Source organism: Bacteroides sp. NGMCC 1.200775, from assembly GCF_040798045.1.
In the GTDB taxonomy this organism is placed as follows: Bacteria; Bacteroidota; Bacteroidia; order Bacteroidales; family Bacteroidaceae; genus Bacteroides; species Bacteroides hominis.
Genome location: NZ_JASCQK010000005.1, coordinates 182930 through 200410, shown reverse-complemented (window position 1 = coordinate 200410; position 17481 = coordinate 182930). Strand labels below are relative to the sequence as shown.

The window sequence follows — 17481 nt, the reverse complement described above, 5'->3', positions numbered from 1 at the left end:
TCACTTAGCAACGGTCTGAGCGGGGTGAAGAGCCGGGCTTTCTCACTCCGAAGAGCAGGCTTCCGGACGAAATGCAACCTGCATTTCCCCCGAAAGGTTACTCCATCCGGAGCAAATGCTTACTCCACCGGAGGAAGAGACCTTCTTTATTCCCACTTTTTCCGAAAAAGCTTCTGTTCACAAGCTGGTTCATTTCAATAGAGCAGCAACCGGAAACTACCCAAAAGAGCTCAAACAAAGAGATTAAGCAACTATTTGTTTGCAATCACCCGATATACTCTAAAAATAGAAAGCAGATCAAGCGAATCAAAGACAGCACATTGCGAACCTAATGCAAATTCCGGACGTTTTTTTCACACCAACCGGAGAGAGGCCCGAAATAAACGATTCTGGAAGGGTCAGAAAAGCAAAAAGTCAAAATGATAAGAAAAGATTAAGTCAGGGTTCTCTTATTTATATTGTCCCCAAAAACACTACCTTTGCGTGAATTAAAAAAAAACAGGTAATAGTTTTCGGGTATGAACAAATTTAATGGTTTCCTTTACGGTCTGCTTTCATCGGCCTCCTTCGGGCTGATTCCTCTTTTCACCATCCCTGCCATGCGTGAGGGAATGCACTTCGAATCCATCCTGTTTTATCGGTTCCTGTTCGCCTGCTTAGCTTTGGGATGTATCCTGTTGCTCGACAAACAGTCTTTCCGTATCAGCCGCAAAGAAATCCCTTCGCTGTCGCTACTTGCCTTCCTCTATCTGATGTCCGCAGTCTTCTTGTTCTGGGGGTATAAATTCATGGCAAGCGGGGTAGCCACTACCATCCATTTCATGTATCCGGTACTGACCACGCTGATTATGATGATCTTTTTCCGCGAAAAGAAGTCAGCCTGGCGCTTCTTCGCCATCGCTCTTGCCGTAGTCGGTGTCTCCTGCCTTTCTTACGGCGACAGTTCCGGTGGAATTACTGCCATCGGATTGTTCATCGTTCTCCTGTCGGCTTTGGGATATGCGCTTTACCTGGTTACGGTGAGTCAACTCAAGATCGGACAGATGAAAGGGCTAAGGCTTACTTTCTATGTTTTTCTGTTCGGTACGCTTTTCCTGCTGGTGGGGATAGGCGCGACCACGGGTATTCAAGCCATTCCCGACTGGCATACGGGAGGAAATCTGCTGCTGCTGGCATTGATTCCAACCGTAATCTCTAACCTGGCATTAGTACAGGCCGTAAAAAGCATCGGCTCCACGCTCACTTCCGTACTTGGAGCCATGGAGCCGGTAACAGCTGTTTGTGTAGGTATCTTTATGTTCGGCGAACCCTTTACCCGGAGCATCGGAATCGGCATTCTGCTCATAATCTCAGCAGTAATCGTAATCATACTGAGACGTTAGGGTAAGGGCTTACTTCTTTCGGTCTTCTATTTTCAGTTCTTGTATCAGCTGGCTTGCTTTTCCGAACTTTTCGATAATGAAGAGCATATATCGTACATCGACCCCGATACAGCGTTGTACTTCGGGTTCGAAAACGATATCGCTACTCATCGCTTCCCAATTCCCGTCGAATGCCAACCCCAGCAATTCACCGTTGCCGTTGAACATGGCACTGCCGGAATTGCCACCCGTAATGTCATTGTTTGAGATGAAACATACATTCATATCTCCCTTTTCGTCGGCATAACGTCCGAAATCACCTGATGCCAGCAGGGACAGGACCTCCGGCTGTACAGCAAAGTCGGGGTCACCACTGTGCTCCTTTACCTTCTCGAAAATTCCCTTTACCGTGGTATAATAGTCATAGTCGGCACCGTCGTAAGGTGAATAGCTGCCTATGGTACCGAAACTCAGCCGCATTGTCGAGTTGGCATCCGGATAGAAATTGCGGTCGGCATACATCCTTCTCATGGCGGCATTAAACTCGCGTTCGTCCTTTTCTATATTATCAGAAGCCTCAGCCATCTGACTACGCATATCGAAAAATTTCACAATCAGATCAATGCCGAGCGAAACTGCAGGGTCATCGACCATATGGAAAGTAGTATCGCGTTCCAGGAAACGCTTCAAGCCGCGTGGAGAAGTGATCTCAGAATGAGCATACAATGAATCAACATACATCTGCTCATTGCCTCCGTAAAGCGTATCTATGGTTTGGTAAAGATCGGGCAGATATGCCCGGTCCACTTTGCTCCGATACTCCTTCAACATGGCTACAAACACTTCTTTATCAATGGTCACATCATAGTTTGCATATTTATCGAGCAACTTCTGGAGCTGAGCCACCACCTGCTTCTGTTCCGCTTCGAAGTCGAAGTTCAGGATGGTCAGCGCAAATTGCACCAATTCGGGACCGTTAATAAACGACTCTCCGAAATAGGCCATCGCCCGGTTCACCTCTTTACGATCCTTGTAGTTCAGTTCGAGCGACGACATCAGGTGCAGCAACTTCTCCCGTTCTGACGGAGTCTTCTGAATCCACTTTCGGAGCGCGTCTTCCGCCTGGCGCTTCTTATCCAGCACCTTTAGTTTGCGTATGGCTTTATTGGTCCCGATACTGTTTTTCCAGTAATTGGAGCTTTCGTCATATTTCGACGCATATTTGATACGGATAGAATCTCTCCGGTCCATCTCACGTTTCCAAATGGCCTGTTTCACTCCGCGGACGTCGATCATAGCCTGATTCATCCCGTTCATCATTTCCTCGATACCAAACGAAGAAAGATAACGTTCTGTACTGCCGGGATAGCCCAACGTCATGCAAAACGAACCTTCTTTATATCCATCCAACGTAATCGGAGCTACATATTCGGGGTGATAGGGCACGTTATCGGGCGAATAGTCCGCAGGGCGGTTCTCCTTATCGGCATAAATGCGAAAGACACAGAAATCGCCTGTATGACGGGGCCACATCCAGTTGTCCGTGTCCCATCCAAACTTACCGATAGAGGACGGTGGCGCAAACACCAGACGCACATCGTTGAAATCGCGGTAAACGGAAAGCCAAAACTCATTGCCTCCGTAATAAGCATCTACAATGCCAACCAATGTGGAGTCCTTTTTCGAGACTTCATCCCCTATTAATATCATCATCGAATCGATGGCTAAACCTCGTTCAGCTTCGGTCATACCGGGTGTTGTAGCTTTCAGGACCCGGCGGGTAACGTCTTCTGTACGTAGCAGGAAGCGGACATACAACTCGGGATTGGGCAACTCTTCTTCCCGGCTATGCGCCACGAACCCGTCTTTCAGATAATCGTGGTCAACCGAACTATGTTGTTGTATGCTGCTGAACCCGCAGTGATGATTGGTAAATACCAGGCCATCCTCGGAAACGACTACTCCCGAGCAGAATCCTCCGAAACTGACCACAGCGTCTTTCAGCGACGGACGCTTCGTACTGTAAAGCCGGTCGGCAGGCATCTGCAATCCCAGTTCTTTCATCGCTTTACGGGTTTCTTTATTCAGATTGCCCAGCATCCACATACCTTCATCGGCATGCAATGAAGCCGGGTAGAGAAAAAGCAAAACCAGACACAGAACTTCCCCCCATCTCTTTCTGCTACAGAAAGAGTTAATTACTTTGTTTCTATTCATTTATATTAATCATGTTTATTCATCTTCTTTTCTCCGGCCATATGCTTCCCGTCATTCTTCAACAATCAACCGGAGTTTCTTGGCTCCTACCCGCGCCTGAAGCCACGCACTGATTTTCTCCTTTTCATCGTTCTTCGGATGGCGGGTAAACTTCAGCACGGCAAGTGCAATTGTATCTGTTTTCATCGAATCGACCGTCGTCTCAATCGTATGCGAAATAGATAAAGCCGTCACCGAAGGATAAAGTACTTTCAGTTCCGGAATGATTTTCCGGCTCATTTCATCGTAAGACTTATATCGTTCAAGGCTCTTCTGGAGTGTGGTTATCTTGACTTGTTGTTCCTGCAAACGTTGCTCGCTATTCTTATAGAAATCTTCCATTACCATGGCACGAATTGACGAGAGGTCCATCGCATCGTTATTGTTCATTCCCTGCAAAACAATCAGCTTCGTATTTTCCAGTTTATAGTCTTTCATCTTGCTGCGGGCAATGGCGATGGAAGCTTCCGGCACTTCCGGACCGATCAGCACGACACGGATCTCGCATGAATCTCCTTCGTAATGGATCTTCTTATTCAGAACCTGGGTATTATCAAAGTTGAGTTGTTCGGAGACAAAACGATTGGCCGCCGTCTCGAAAAAGGTACTCCGGATAATTCCCATCGTAAGATAAATAGCCGGACACATAGTCAGAATCACGATGAATACGATATATTGACGTACCTTCTTTTCACGGTTCTTGTCTACAAACTCTTTCCGCTGGAAGTGCATCAGCCGTACACCGATAAACGTGGCAAGACTGATAAATACGGAATTGATGAAATAGAGGTAGAATGCTCCCAGAAAATAGATCAGATTGCCGGAAGCCAACCCATAACCTGCCGTACAGAGAGGCGGCATCAATGCAGTAGCAATGGCAACACCCGGAATTACATTTCCTTTCTCTTTGGTAGAAAGGGCAACCACTCCGGCAAGTCCACCGAAAAGTGCGATGAAAACGTCATAAATTGTCGGTGACGTGCGTGCCAGCAACTCCGACTGCGCTTCGGCAATGGGAGTAAACAGGAAAAAAATAGTAGCCGTCGTCACGCTGAACGCCGTAGTAATCAGGAAGCTTTTCAGAGAGCGTTTCATCAACTCAAAGTCATTCAGCCCTACCGATAGCCCCACTCCCATGATTGGTCCCATCAACGGTGAAATCAACATGGCACCAATAATGACGGCCGTCGAATTGACATTCAGTCCGAGTGAGGCCATGAAGATAGCAAAAATCAGAATCCAGAGGTTAGCCCCTTTGAACTCCACACCTTTCCGGATGGAATCAACCGTTGCCAGTTCGTTGTCTTTGTCCTTTCTCAGGTCCAGATATTCTCTGAGAAATGCCTTAACGGCAAAAATGTTTCGATTGTCTGCCTTCATAACTATTTCTTCTTAATAAATCGGTTAATCACAGGAATCTGGCTCAATGGCAAATCCGTCCGGATAACATAAGCCACAAATATCAGTAACAAAACGGTACGGAAAGCCAGGCGAAGTACCACATTTTGAATAGGTACCAGCTCTCCTGCCGCATAGAGCACTGCTGTAAGCAACACATACATACCGAGGTGCTTCAAGTCATAATGGATGGGGTATTTTTTCTGTCCGATCCAATAAGACAGAACCGTAATTACCCCATATCCGGCTACCGAAGCCCATGCCGAGGCCACGAATCCGTAAGTGGGAACCAGCAGTACATTCATTCCCACGATAATAGCACATCCGACCATGGAGAAATAAGCTCCCCAACGAGTTTCATCGATCAGCTTATACCAGAACGAGAGGTTAAAATAGATGCCTTTGAATATTTCCGCGCCAATCACGATGGCTACCACACTAAGTCCAGCCCAATAATCGGGTGCCACCATATAACGCAAAATATCGAGATAGAACATAACTGTCAGAAAGGCAAGCAAGGCAAAAATAAGGAAATACTTCATCGCCTGGGCATACATCCGGCGATTGTCTCCTTCACGTTCCCTGCCAAATACAAACGGCTCATAGGCATAACGAAAAGCTTGAGTGAACATAGCCATCACCATGGCAATCTTGGTGGCAGCACCGTAAATGCCGAGTTGCACCAGCCCTTCCTGACGATCGGTAAAGAGGAAAGGATAGATAATCTTATCCACCGTCTGGTTCAAAATGCCTACCAGGCCAAAAATCAATATCGGAAAAGAATAGACAAGCATCCGCTTCAACAGTGCCTTGTCCACCCGATAGGCAAAGCCACGAAGCTCGGGAATCAGGCAAAAAAGTTGCAAACAGGTTGTTATCAGATTGGTGACAAAGATGTACCCTACCAGATAGGTCGGATTATAGAACCAATCCACCGATGCGGGAAAATGCACATGCAACCACGGGCAAAGCAACAGGAAGAACAGGTTCAGAACGATATTGGCAATGATGGAAACGAACTTAATGGCAACAAATTTAATGGGACGCTTTTTATAACGCAGATAAGCGAACGGGATGCACAGGAAAGAATCGAGAGCCATGACCACTATCATCATCCCGATGAAGTCAGGATGATCGCCATAGTCCAGAAAATTAGAGACAGGCTGAAGGAATGTCAGACAAAGGACGGCAAAGATAAGTGAAATACCTCCTACCGAGATCAGTGAATTGGCATATACTTTTGCCGGATCTTCTTCCGACTTATTGGCAAAACGGAAAAAACCGGTCTCCATCCCGAACGTCAACAGTACCATAATCAACCCCGCCCAGGCATATACGTTGGTGACAACCCCATATCCGCCGGATGCGGCAGGTAAGACCGCTGTATATAACGGCACCAACAGATAGTTCAGAAACCTACCAACCATACTACTCAGCCCATACAGGGCTGTATCTTTTACCAATGACTTTAATCCGGCCATGTTGTTTTTGTGTATCTAATCATTAAACAGTGTCTTCTGACTATCGTAAAGGCTGCGCCCAAGATGTTTGTAAGCCAGCTCCGTCACCTCACGTCCCCGGGGAGTACGCTTCAGGAACCCCTCCTTGATAAGGAATGGCTCGTATACTTCCTCAATCGTTCCGGCATCCTCACCCAGGGCAGTGGCAATCGTTGTCAATCCCACCGGACCACCCTTAAACTTGTCAATAATGGTGCAGAGAATCTTATTATCAATTTCATCCAGTCCGTATTTATCGATGTTCAGTGCTTCAAGCGCATAGTTGGCAATCTCCGTGTCGATAGATCCCGAACCTTTCACCTGTGCAAAGTCGCGCACCCTGCGCAGCAGCGCATTGGCTATACGAGGGGTTCCACGACTCCTTGAAGCTATTTCACCGGCTGCCTGAGACGAACAAGGCACGTCAAGTATACCTGCCGAACGGCGGATAATGCCACTTAATATATCGTCGTCATAATACTCCAAATGCAGGTTGATACCGAAACGGGCACGCAAAGGAGCCGTCAGCAAACCGCTGCGGGTTGTCGCCCCCACCAGTGTAAACGGGCTCAGATCAATCTGGATACTACGGGCCGAGGGCCCCTTATCGATCATGATATCGATACGATAGTCCTCCATGGCCGAATAGAGATATTCTTCCACTACCGGTGAAAGACGGTGAATCTCGTCGATAAACAACACGTCATTCGGTTCAAGACTGGTCAGCACCCCGGCCAGATCACCCGGTTTGTCGAGTACTGGTCCGGAAGTTATCTTAAATCCCACACCCAACTCGTTAGCGATAATATTCGATAAAGTAGTCTTTCCCAATCCGGGAGGTCCATGCAGCAATACATGATCCAGTGCTTCACCCCTCAGGCGAGCCGCCTTGACAAAAATGCGGAGATTATCGACCACCTTGTCCTGCCCGTTGAAGTCTTCAAAGCTCAATGGACGGAGGGCGTTCTCGAAATCCCGTTCTCTGCTGGTCAGTTGATGATCCCGTATATTAAAATCTTCTTCCATTTCTTTTTTATAAATAGGTAGCAAAGATATAGATTTCATCACAGAGTAGCACAGCGTTTCACAGAGTTTTTCCTTTGAAACGAGAAGTTCACCACAGAGGACACAGAGTTCACAGAGGATGACATCCCTATAAGCAAGAGATTAAATCTCTCGGTTCCCCGGATCCCTGTAGCCAATCCTGCAATGCCCCAATTAACGCTTCATGTAATATTTTCGTTCGGCTTCCGTCAGTTTTTCTATCGAATAACGCAACATAGTTCGTGGCATCACCATCCTGTATTTATCCAAGAATTGCAACAGCAAGTCCCGGTCCTTCTTTCCCATCTCACGGAGCATCCAGCCTATAGCCTTCTGCATCAGGTCGTGCTTATGCTGCAACAACAACTCTGCCAGACGAAGAATATCGGTGAAATCGTTATTTCTGATCAAAGTAACAGTAGCCACTACCGCGATGCGCTGCTCCCACAGCAGATTACTCTCAGCCAGCCGATAAAGATCGTCACGTGATTTATCTCTCAGATATTCGCCTACAATATAAGGAGCCGACAGGTCTACCAAATCCCAGTTGTTAATACGTTCCGTTTGAGACAGATAGAAACGATAGATAGCCTCCCGCTCTTTCTCGTCGGACTTTTTAAACCGTTCCACCATCATCAGCAATGCACACAACCGGCATTCGTGCCACTCCGACTGAAGCAATTCGGCCATTACCTCAAAAGGGATGTCCTTATGCCTTTTAGCCACAATACGAGTATTGGGCACTACTACCCCAAGAAACTTGTCACCTTCGCCATACTGCCCTTTTCCGGTTTTAAAGAATCCGGGAAGATATTCCCGCTTCACCGGATCAACATAAGTCTCCAGTTCTTTTTGAATTTCTATCGATTTCATCGAGACAATTGAGTTTATAAAGTTACATCCTGACAAAAATAGGCAAAAAAGCCACAATGAATAGAAACATATTCTTAATTTTGTAGGAAAATTAACGGGCATATTTATGGTTCTAAATTATATCTGGATTGCGTTCTTTGTGATTGCTTTCGTAGTTGCCGTCTGCAAACTCCTGTTCTTCGGCGATACCCAAATATTCACGGAGATTATCAATTCTACTTTCGACTCTTCTAAAACAGCATTCGAGATTTCCCTCGGACTCACCGGTGTCTTGTCCCTTTGGCTCGGAATAATGAAAATCGGTGAAAACAGCGGACTGATCAATGCCCTTTCACGCTGGCTGAGTCCGGTCTTCTGCCGCTTGTTTCCGGACATTCCGAAAGGACATCCGGTCATGGGTTCTATTTTTATGAATATGTCTGCCAATATGCTGGGACTCGACAATGCCGCTACCCCCATGGGACTGAAAGCCATGAAAGAGTTACAGGAACTGAACCCTAAGAAAGACACCGCCAGTAACCCCATGATTATGTTCCTGGTGATTAATACTTCCGGATTGATCATCATCCCTATCAGCATTATGGTCTACCGGGCACAGATGGGAGCTGCACAGCCAACGGATATTTTCATCCCCATCTTGCTAAGTACCTTTATCTCCACACTGGTAGGAGTCATCGCTGTCAGTATTTCCCAGCGCATCAATCTGATAAACAAAGCGATATTGACACTTATGGGTTGCCTGAGCCTTTTTTTTGGCGGAATCATTTACCTGACGGCTACGCTTTCACGCGAAGATATGGGAATTTATTCCACCTTGACAGCCAATGTGATCCTGTTTTCTGTCATCATATTATTTATCGGCACAGGCATTCGAAAAAAAATCAACGTATACGATTCTTTTGTAGAAGGTGCCAAAGAAGGCTTCACCACAGCAGTCCGCATCATTCCTTACCTGGTGGCCTTCCTCGTTGGAATCGCGGTTTTCCGTACTTCGGGGGCTATGGATATACTCGTTGGAGGTATCGGCTCCATTGTGGCATTCTGTGGACTTGACACCGGTTTTGTAGGTGCACTGCCGACTGCCTTAATGAAATCACTCAGTGGAAGCGGTGCCAATGGCTTGATGATCGATACCATGAAGCAATTCGGACCCGATTCATTTGTCGGACGTGTGAGCTGTGTGGTTCGCGGAGCTTCCGATACCACTTTCTATATTCTGGCTGTTTACTTCGGCAGCGTAGGCATCACGAAAACACGTAATGCGGTGACGTGCGGACTGATTGCCGATTTTGCCGGAATCATTGCAGCAATTCTAATCAGTTATTTATTCTTCTTTTAAAATAAAAACAATTATGGCCGTAACTTATCAAACAGAGGGTGTCAAAATGCCCGATATCAAGAAACGCGAGACTACCGAATGGATCAAAGCCGTAGCTGCCACTTATGGGAAAAGAATCGGTGAAATCGCCTATATATTCTGTTCGGATGAAAAAATACTGGAAGTAAACCGCCAGTACTTGCAACATGATTACTATACAGACATCATCACCTTCGACTATTGTCAGGGTGACCGTCTTTCTGGAGATTTATTTATTAGCCTGGAAACGGTAAAGACTAACTCAGAGCAATTCAATACGACTTATGACGAGGAATTACACCGTACCATCATTCATGGAATCCTCCACCTTTGCGGCATTAATGACAAGGGACCCGGAGAGCGGGAAATCATGGAAGCGGCAGAAAACAGGGCATTGGCTATAAGGAAACAATAAAAGATAAAAGGAGATAGAATAAGTTTTTACACGCTGACTCTATCTCCTAAATTAAAATCCAGCTTTAGGTTAATCTTTTATTTTTCAATATATAACTGTAATCCCAAATATCTAAAATATCCGATTGTAACATACATTCAGCTATGATATATAAACCGAATCATTCTGATTGGGTCAGAGAAAACCAATCAAACGAATTACCTGATCCCTGGAAAAGTAAAGAAACTACTCTCTTATTCCCTGTCTCATTCTTATCACAATCTATAGTCATCCGTTTTTCATCGACTTTTACGTGATACCATCTTCCCTGATAATCAGTGCCATTTATTTCATCTACCGTATAAATCGTATCTTGATTTACTATTTCCTTTGCCTGCACCAGCTTAAACTTCTCCCATCCTTCTACCGTAATGGTCCCCCTCTCCGAACCAAGAGTCGCCTCTTTACTCTTCAAAAAATTAGAAAAATATTTATCAGAATCATCATTGCATCCGTAAATGCACACCAAAGATATACAACATAAAAAAAATAATTTTTTCATAATTATGAATTTATATTTTACCATAAGATTTCAGTCCCCATAGCTTCATGAAAATAAATATAATCATTATCTGTGTAATAATTACCATTCGGTGAATTTTTATCATTAGTCGGATTATTACCATCTTGAGAAGCATTATCAGCTGGTCTATTATAAGCTCCGTCTTTAATAGCATACCAACCATTATTAGACGTGTTCCATCCAAAATTACAATGAATCGCTTGTACCTGTATATTAGTACAACCAATCATGGCATTTCCTGAATATTCAAAAACTCCACCATCAACCAACCAAGCATGTCCCGTACCCTTTTTTTTCTTTCCTACAAAGACAACAACGTTTTTAGTTATAAGACATTGATACAATAAATTCTTATCAACATCATTCGTCTTATGTCTTTCGACATTATATCCCCATCCTTTCAAAAAATCATTAGTCGAGCCTAAGTTTTTGGTTCCTGTCCCATCACATCTATAGCTTACCTTAATTCCATCCGCTACCTTTCTCACAAATTGAGATACAGGAGCTATCAGATTAGTATCGTATACCCCAGTATTTACAGTAAATGCATCCCAATCATAAGCTATCGGACATTTTCTATAATAAGTAATTGCCTGAGCGACTGCAATAGGAATACAACCTGCATAATAATAGCTCATAGAGCACTTCCCATTCGTAGGCATCTGAGCATTATAAGGATAATGCTGGTTCCATTCGGTCTTTACCAATGGTATAGAGACATGTGTTGTTCTCTGTTCACCGCTTCTTGTCAGACTAGAATTCAGTTGATCCTGTTTTATAATATCCGGAATCTGACCAACAAGATAAGCCATACCTTCATTTTCTATAGTATCTGACAGCATTCCATTTTCCACATAAGCATAGACTCTTCCTACTTCAGCTTTTCCGGTGGCTATTGCAAACCCCAATTTCCCATCCTTTTCTGTATCAAATACGAACATATTCACACTATCTGTACTAACCTCCCCAGCTCTTGTAATCATTTTCGGAATGACAATAGCTTTCTTACCTGCTAAAGATAATGTAATTTGCAAGGTATTACTTCTCGTACCACCTTTCTCTTTATCTATCCTCTCACTGAATTGGCATATCAAGTCTTTAGCTCTTTTATACTCAGACATATCTTCTGTATTTGTGTTATCCACAATGGTTTCTTCATCATTCTTATTACATCCACAAAATATAGATAACAACAATATTAATTTGAATATTCTTTTCATTTCGTGTTATTTTAAGTTTTTAATTAAAATCAATTTTCACTTCCAATATAAACGTCAAAACTATTAGAATCTCTGTCCAAAAGAATTGAGACAGCAGTACCAGTCACCGTATCATCAAAAACTTGCTGTCCGGTTTCAGAGTCAACAACCCGTATCTTTCTATTCTCCAAAGAAAAACTAAAACTTAAGACAAATTGGTTCTCTTCGATATAGCCACAAGCTACAGGTAAAGTACTTCTTTGCAGATTTTCCTTCTTATGTGTTATCACATGCACGCTATGTCTACTTTTCATAATAGTTACAATCATAGAATTCTCTCCATAAACATTGTTAGACAGAAATACTATTTGCGCAGATAGTAATCCTCCCAATACAATCATCTTTGTTTTCATTGTTATATAAGTTTATTGTTCTGACGACAAAGTTACTCTATTCCCCTTTAGTAAAATGAGAAAAGAGATAACACTTATATTATTATAAACAGCTAATTTACAGAGATAAAGCGATCACATCTGATAACATTTTTCTCTTTTGATGTTCTATAAATCTCAAAAAAAGGATTTATTCATTTGATTCTTTCATTTTTTTCTTTAAACGTAAACGCCGCTGCACCACAATTTGCTTACTTGTATTGCCAAAACAATAGGCAATAGTCTGATCATCCATTTCACAAAGTTTCAGGCAGCAGTAGATACAATCGTCATCAGTTATTTTAGGATAAGTAGCACGAAGGTATTGAATATGATCGTCGTAAAGTTCAAACAACACTTCTTTCAATTGCACTTGTTCTTTCGCAAGAAGTACTTTGGGATTCTTTATCGTTTCATCACACTCTCGCTTCACTTGTTTGCTTAGTTCTTGAATACGCTTAAAAATAGATGTCTCCTTAAATAGACTATTACGTAAATGCGCTTTCTCGTCAACAATACGACGCAACTCTGATTGCTTCAATACAATTTCTTGCTCGCGTTCCACACCTATTTGTTTTAAAGAACTGATTTCAGCTTCCAAACGTTCTATGTGGAACTGTGACGAAGCAACGCGCTCTTTTAAATAAGCAACGCGCTGCTCATACAACACTTGAGCTATTTTTCGACATCGATGGATTCGTTGAAAAACGATAGCAATGATCAGCACGAACAAAATTACTCCATAACAGATTCGGTGAATTAAAACCTTCCGGCTTTCCTTCTCTTTTGTAATCTTCGCTTCCGAATCATATTTATAGGCCAACCGCTCGATATCAGATGCATGATTTAAAGAGAAAATAGAGTCTATATTATCGCCATAATAAGACTGATATTCAAAAGCACGTTGATAATTTCCTCTGATCTGTTCAACCTCTGCCAAAGAATATGAAGCTAATATCTTCCGTTCGAAATCAGAAGTATTTAGAATACGTTTTAAATAATATTCTGCGGAATCCAGCTTCTGTTTATCCAAATATAACTCACCAAATGTTAGCCACAAACTAATGGAGTCGTTCTTCTTAGTCAAATAGTTTTCTGCCAAACAGGCATATATAAAAGCAGAGTCCACATTCTCACAATTTAAACTCATGCGTTCATATAGATCACTTATAAAAATGGAATCATTCAAAGCCGAAGCCAACCGTAAAGCTTGATCCAAATAAAAAGAGGCTTCTTCTTCTTTTTTTTCAACTACACGCACCCAGCCCATATTCGACAGAGAATACATTAAGATCCTTTCATCATTCAGCAAAGAATCGCACTGATAAGAATGATAGAACTCTTCAAACGCTTTCTGATAAAGGAGCTGATCCAAATAGATCCCTCCCATATCTTCATAAATCATTCCTTTCAACTTCAATTCCTCTTTCGTATTCCCTTCTACCCCTTGCAAAGCGGTAAAACAACTCTTCAGGGCCTCTTCCGTCATTTTCATTTGTCGTTGAATCCTCCCCTTATAAAACCAAGCACGAGCCCAATGAATACCATCCTTTTTCACATAATAATCCAGTGCCGCATCAATCAGTGAATCACAGGGAAGAAGTGGCAAAAAGTTTTTATCAGTAGCCTGTGTCAAAAGTAAACCAAAATAGATCCGATCATCTTTTGAATATGCAGATACATTAAGCTCACCGAGATAATTCAAAATATGATCAGGAGAAATTTCCATTAGAGAATCGGCATACCTTAAAGAAGAGGGATACGCAGAAGAAGAATGTTGACAAGAGATCAATACCCCTACTAAAGACAATAGAAGAATGAGAGTAGGAAATGCCTTATTCATAATTATAATACTTTCTATCCAACAAACTTACGACTCTTTTCTGTAACTTCCTAATTTTTCAAAAGAAGACAATTGATAATCTATCATTCTGTATTTTCAGACTCCCCTACATCCCCATATTTCCGTCCAACCGGAAACAATACTCAAAAAAACGCTGGCATTTTGAATTAGATAAATTCAATAAGATAAGAATTTATACCCTTCCCAAGCAAAAAGACCAAACAGGAAACCAGAACATGGATATTAGAAAGCAAAAAATAGATGGATTCAACAAAAAGACATTTAATAGCATAAACACTTCTGATGAATTTCAGAAAAAGAAAAGGTGTTTTTTACACTATTAAATAGCTTATTGAGTGTAAAGTTCATCCTCTTTTAACAAAAACCTAACTTCATGTTAATACGATGTTAACTTCGTACTTGGAAAGAATTAGTATCTTATCAACAAAAAGTTAACTTCCCGAAGGTATGAAGTTAACTTCATTTGACCGCCTGCGCTCCAAAAGAACCCCAATTGCTCATATTTTTAGCTATCAAGAGTATTTCGTCCCAAATAGCGTTTTTTAAAACGTTCAAATCACAAACGTTTTGACAGTAAAAAGGCAAAATTAAGATCTTATCGATAAATTAAATCATTGGTTTGTGATACCTATAAACACTTAAAACTTATTGCATAAAACCCGCAACTGGCAACTTTTTCGTAACTTTGCGCGGTTAAGAAATAAACATTGATTCAATGGATTTTAAGTACGACGTTATTGTAATTGGTGCTGGACATGCAGGCTGTGAGGCTGCTGCAGCGGCAGCAAATTTAGGCTCAAAAACCTGTCTTATCACTATGGATATGAACAAGGTGGCGCAAATGAGCTGTAACCCTGCTGTAGGGGGGATTGCTAAAGGACAGATTGTACGTGAGATAGATGCTTTGGGTGGCTACATGGGATTGGTAACAGATCAGACAGCTATCCAGTTCCGTATACTAAATCGTTCGAAAGGACCGGCTATGTGGAGCCCGCGTGCACAGTGCGACCGGAATAAATTTATCTGGGCCTGGCGTGAAATATTAGAAAATATACCTAATTTACATATCTGGCAGGATACCGTAAAGGAAATTATCGTTGAAAACGGAGAGGTTGTGGGACTGAAGACTTTCTGGGATGTGACGTTTCACGCCAAATGTATCGTATTGACCGCAGGAACTTTCCTGAACGGACTGATGCATGTCGGAAAAACAAAACTTCCGGGTGGACGTATGGCAGAACCGGCCTCTTACGAATTAACCGAATCCATCGCGAAACATGGCGTTGAATACGGACGAATGAAGACCGGCACTCCTGTACGTATTGACGGAAGAAGCGTACATTACGAACTGATGGACACTCAGGATGGCGAATGCGACTTCCACAAATTCTCATTCATGAATACCAGTGTGCGACATCTTAAGCAATTGCAATGCTGGACATGCTTTACAAATGAAGAAGTACATGACATTCTGCGCAACGGCCTATCCGATTCTCCCCTTTTCAACGGGCAAATACAAAGTATCGGACCACGCTATTGCCCGAGTATCGAAACAAAGATCGTAACCTTTCCCGATAAAGAACAGCACCAGTTATTCCTTGAACCGGAAGGAGAAACTACGCAGGAATTATATCTGAATGGATTCTCTTCATCTTTGCCGATGGATATACAGATAAAAGCACTGAAGAAGGTTCCCGCTTTCAAAGACCTCGTTATTTATCGACCGGGGTACGCAATCGAATACGACTACTTCGATCCGACACAACTAAAACACACGTTGGAATCGAAGAAAATCAGAAATCTCTTCTTCGCCGGACAAGTAAATGGTACTACCGGATATGAAGAAGCCGGCGGACAAGGTATCATTGCAGGTATTAATGCACACATCAATTGCCATGGCGGGGAGCCTTTCACCTTAGCAAGAGATGAAGCATATATTGGCGTATTAATCGATGACCTCGTGACTAAAGGAGTTGACGAACCTTATCGCATGTTTACTTCACGAGCCGAATATCGCATTCTTCTTCGCATGGACGATGCAGATATGCGACTCACAGAAAGAGCATACAAATTGGGGTTAGTAAAAGAGGACCGCTATGCTTTATTAAAGAGCAAGCGTGAAGCAATAGAAAGCATCGTAAACTTTGCCCGTAACTATTCAATTAAAGCTGCATTAATAAACGATGCACTTGAAAAATTAGGGACTACTCCCCTACGCCACGGATGCAAGTTGATTGATTTGATTAATCGTCCGCAGATTACAATAGAGAACATCTCCGAACACATACCGGCATTTAAACGCGAATTAGAAAAAATCACAGATGAAAGGAAAGACGAAATTCTGGAAGCTGCAGAAATTCTAATCAAATATGAAGGCTACATTGGACGGGAACGCATCATCGCTGACAAGTTGGCGAGACTTGAAAGTATTAAGATAAAAGGCAAGTTCGATTATGACAATCTTCAATCACTTTCGACTGAAGCCCGGCAGAAGCTTAAGAAAATCGATCCCGAAACAATAGCGCAAGCAAGCCGGATTCCCGGTGTTTCGCCAAGCGACATCAACGTATTACTGGTCCTTTCCGGACGATAGGGCACTTGCGTTTCACGTGAAACAAAACATTTAAAGAAACGATATAAAACAATGATTATGAGCAAAGAGAAGCTTAAAAAAAGCATCCGGGAAATACCGGATTTCCCAATACCCGGAATTTTATTCTATGATGTCACTACACTGTTCAAAGACCCGGAGCGCCTCCAGGAACTCTCGGATATTATGTACGAAATGTACAAAGATAAAGGGATCACCAAGGTAGTAGGTATCGAATCACGGGGCTTTATTATGGGCCCGATTCTCGCAACCCGCCTTGGAGCAGGATTCATACCCATCCGTAAACCCGGGAAACTCCCTGCCGAGACAATGGAAGAAAGCTATGACAAAGAATACGGCAAAGATACAGTGCAGATACATAAAGACGCCTTGAACGAAAATGATGTAGTATTATTGCACGATGACCTGCTGGCAACCGGAGGTACAATGAAAGCTGCCTGTAATCTCGTGAAGAAACTCCATCCGAAGAAAGTATATATCAACTTCATTATTGAATTAAAAGAGTTGAATGGGGAAAAAGTATTCGAAAACGACAAAGACGTAGAGGTACAATCCGTATTGTCGTTATAAATAAAATGAATATATTTGCAGGGCATAGTGATAATCACTAT

14 protein-coding genes are annotated in these 17481 nt (G+C 42.8%); 5 read left to right on the top strand and 9 right to left on the bottom strand.

Features of this window, described 5'->3' with window-relative positions; all coding sequences use genetic code 11:
• The first annotated feature begins 518 nt into the window (after nucleotides 1-518).
• Nucleotides 519-1382 (top strand): DMT family transporter, encoded by an 864-nt coding sequence (locus QK890_RS14630; RefSeq protein WP_005779605.1) that lies wholly within the window; start codon nucleotides 519-521, stop codon nucleotides 1380-1382.
• 9 nt (nucleotides 1383-1391) lie between these two features.
• Here the strand turns inward: QK890_RS14630 and QK890_RS14625 are convergent, their stop codons facing one another.
• The 5 genes from QK890_RS14625 to QK890_RS14605 form a co-directional block, all read right to left on the bottom strand.
• Complete coding sequence (locus QK890_RS14625; protein WP_005812328.1) at nucleotides 1392-3578, bottom strand: S46 family peptidase; 2187 nt, start codon at nucleotides 3576-3578, stop codon at nucleotides 1392-1394.
• A 51-nt stretch (nucleotides 3579-3629) separates the two neighbouring features.
• On the bottom strand, nucleotides 3630-4997 hold the full coding sequence (locus QK890_RS14620) for a TIGR00341 family protein (protein WP_005779608.1): 1368 nt from the start codon (nucleotides 4995-4997) through the stop codon (nucleotides 3630-3632).
• Between the two features lie 2 nt (nucleotides 4998-4999).
• Nucleotides 5000-6496 (bottom strand): oligosaccharide flippase family protein, encoded by a 1497-nt coding sequence (locus QK890_RS14615; protein WP_005812331.1) that lies wholly within the window; start codon nucleotides 6494-6496, stop codon nucleotides 5000-5002.
• A 15-nt stretch (nucleotides 6497-6511) separates the two neighbouring features.
• Nucleotides 6512-7540 (bottom strand): Holliday junction branch migration DNA helicase RuvB, encoded by a 1029-nt coding sequence (gene ruvB, locus QK890_RS14610; RefSeq protein WP_005779612.1) that lies wholly within the window; start codon nucleotides 7538-7540, stop codon nucleotides 6512-6514.
• 192 nt (nucleotides 7541-7732) lie between these two features.
• On the bottom strand, nucleotides 7733-8431 hold the full coding sequence (locus tag QK890_RS14605) for a DNA alkylation repair protein (protein WP_005812333.1): 699 nt from the start codon (nucleotides 8429-8431) through the stop codon (nucleotides 7733-7735).
• 106 nt (nucleotides 8432-8537) lie between these two features.
• On the opposite strand from QK890_RS14605, the gene QK890_RS14600 reads away from it, so the two are divergent.
• Together QK890_RS14600 and ybeY are read left to right on the top strand one after the other, a co-directional pair.
• Entirely contained in the window at nucleotides 8538-9770 is a 1233-nt protein-coding gene (locus tag QK890_RS14600) for a nucleoside recognition domain-containing protein (RefSeq protein WP_005812336.1), read from the top strand.
• Nucleotides 9771-9783: 13 nt separating this feature from the next.
• Complete coding sequence (gene ybeY, locus QK890_RS14595; protein ID WP_005779618.1) at nucleotides 9784-10203, top strand: rRNA maturation RNase YbeY; 420 nt, start codon at nucleotides 9784-9786, stop codon at nucleotides 10201-10203.
• Nucleotides 10204-10363: 160 nt separating this feature from the next.
• Here ybeY and QK890_RS14590 read toward each other — a convergent pair whose 3' ends face one another.
• The 4 genes from QK890_RS14590 to QK890_RS14575 form a co-directional block, all read right to left on the bottom strand.
• Nucleotides 10364-10744, bottom strand: coding sequence for a hypothetical protein (locus tag QK890_RS14590; RefSeq protein WP_005779621.1), 381 nt, complete (start codon nucleotides 10742-10744; stop codon nucleotides 10364-10366).
• 17 nt (nucleotides 10745-10761) lie between these two features.
• Entirely contained in the window at nucleotides 10762-11985 is a 1224-nt protein-coding gene (locus tag QK890_RS14585; protein WP_005779623.1) for a C10 family peptidase, read from the bottom strand.
• Nucleotides 11986-12014: 29 nt separating this feature from the next.
• Nucleotides 12015-12377 carry a hypothetical protein gene (locus QK890_RS14580; RefSeq protein WP_005779625.1) on the bottom strand — a complete coding sequence of 121 codons (363 nt, stop codon included), beginning with the start codon at nucleotides 12375-12377 and terminating at the stop codon, nucleotides 12015-12017.
• 169 nt (nucleotides 12378-12546) lie between these two features.
• A complete protein-coding gene (locus tag QK890_RS14575; RefSeq protein ID WP_005812341.1) occupies nucleotides 12547-14238 on the bottom strand; it encodes a hypothetical protein in 1692 nt (563 codons plus the stop codon).
• A 736-nt stretch (nucleotides 14239-14974) separates the two neighbouring features.
• Here QK890_RS14575 and mnmG point away from each other — a divergent pair.
• Nucleotides 14975-16852, top strand: coding sequence for a tRNA uridine-5-carboxymethylaminomethyl(34) synthesis enzyme MnmG (gene mnmG / locus QK890_RS14570; RefSeq protein WP_005812343.1), 1878 nt, complete (start codon nucleotides 14975-14977; stop codon nucleotides 16850-16852).
• 51 nt (nucleotides 16853-16903) lie between these two features.
• Entirely contained in the window at nucleotides 16904-17440 is a 537-nt protein-coding gene (locus QK890_RS14565; protein WP_022011645.1) for an adenine phosphoribosyltransferase, read from the top strand.
• Nucleotides 17441-17481 lie beyond the last annotated feature (41 nt).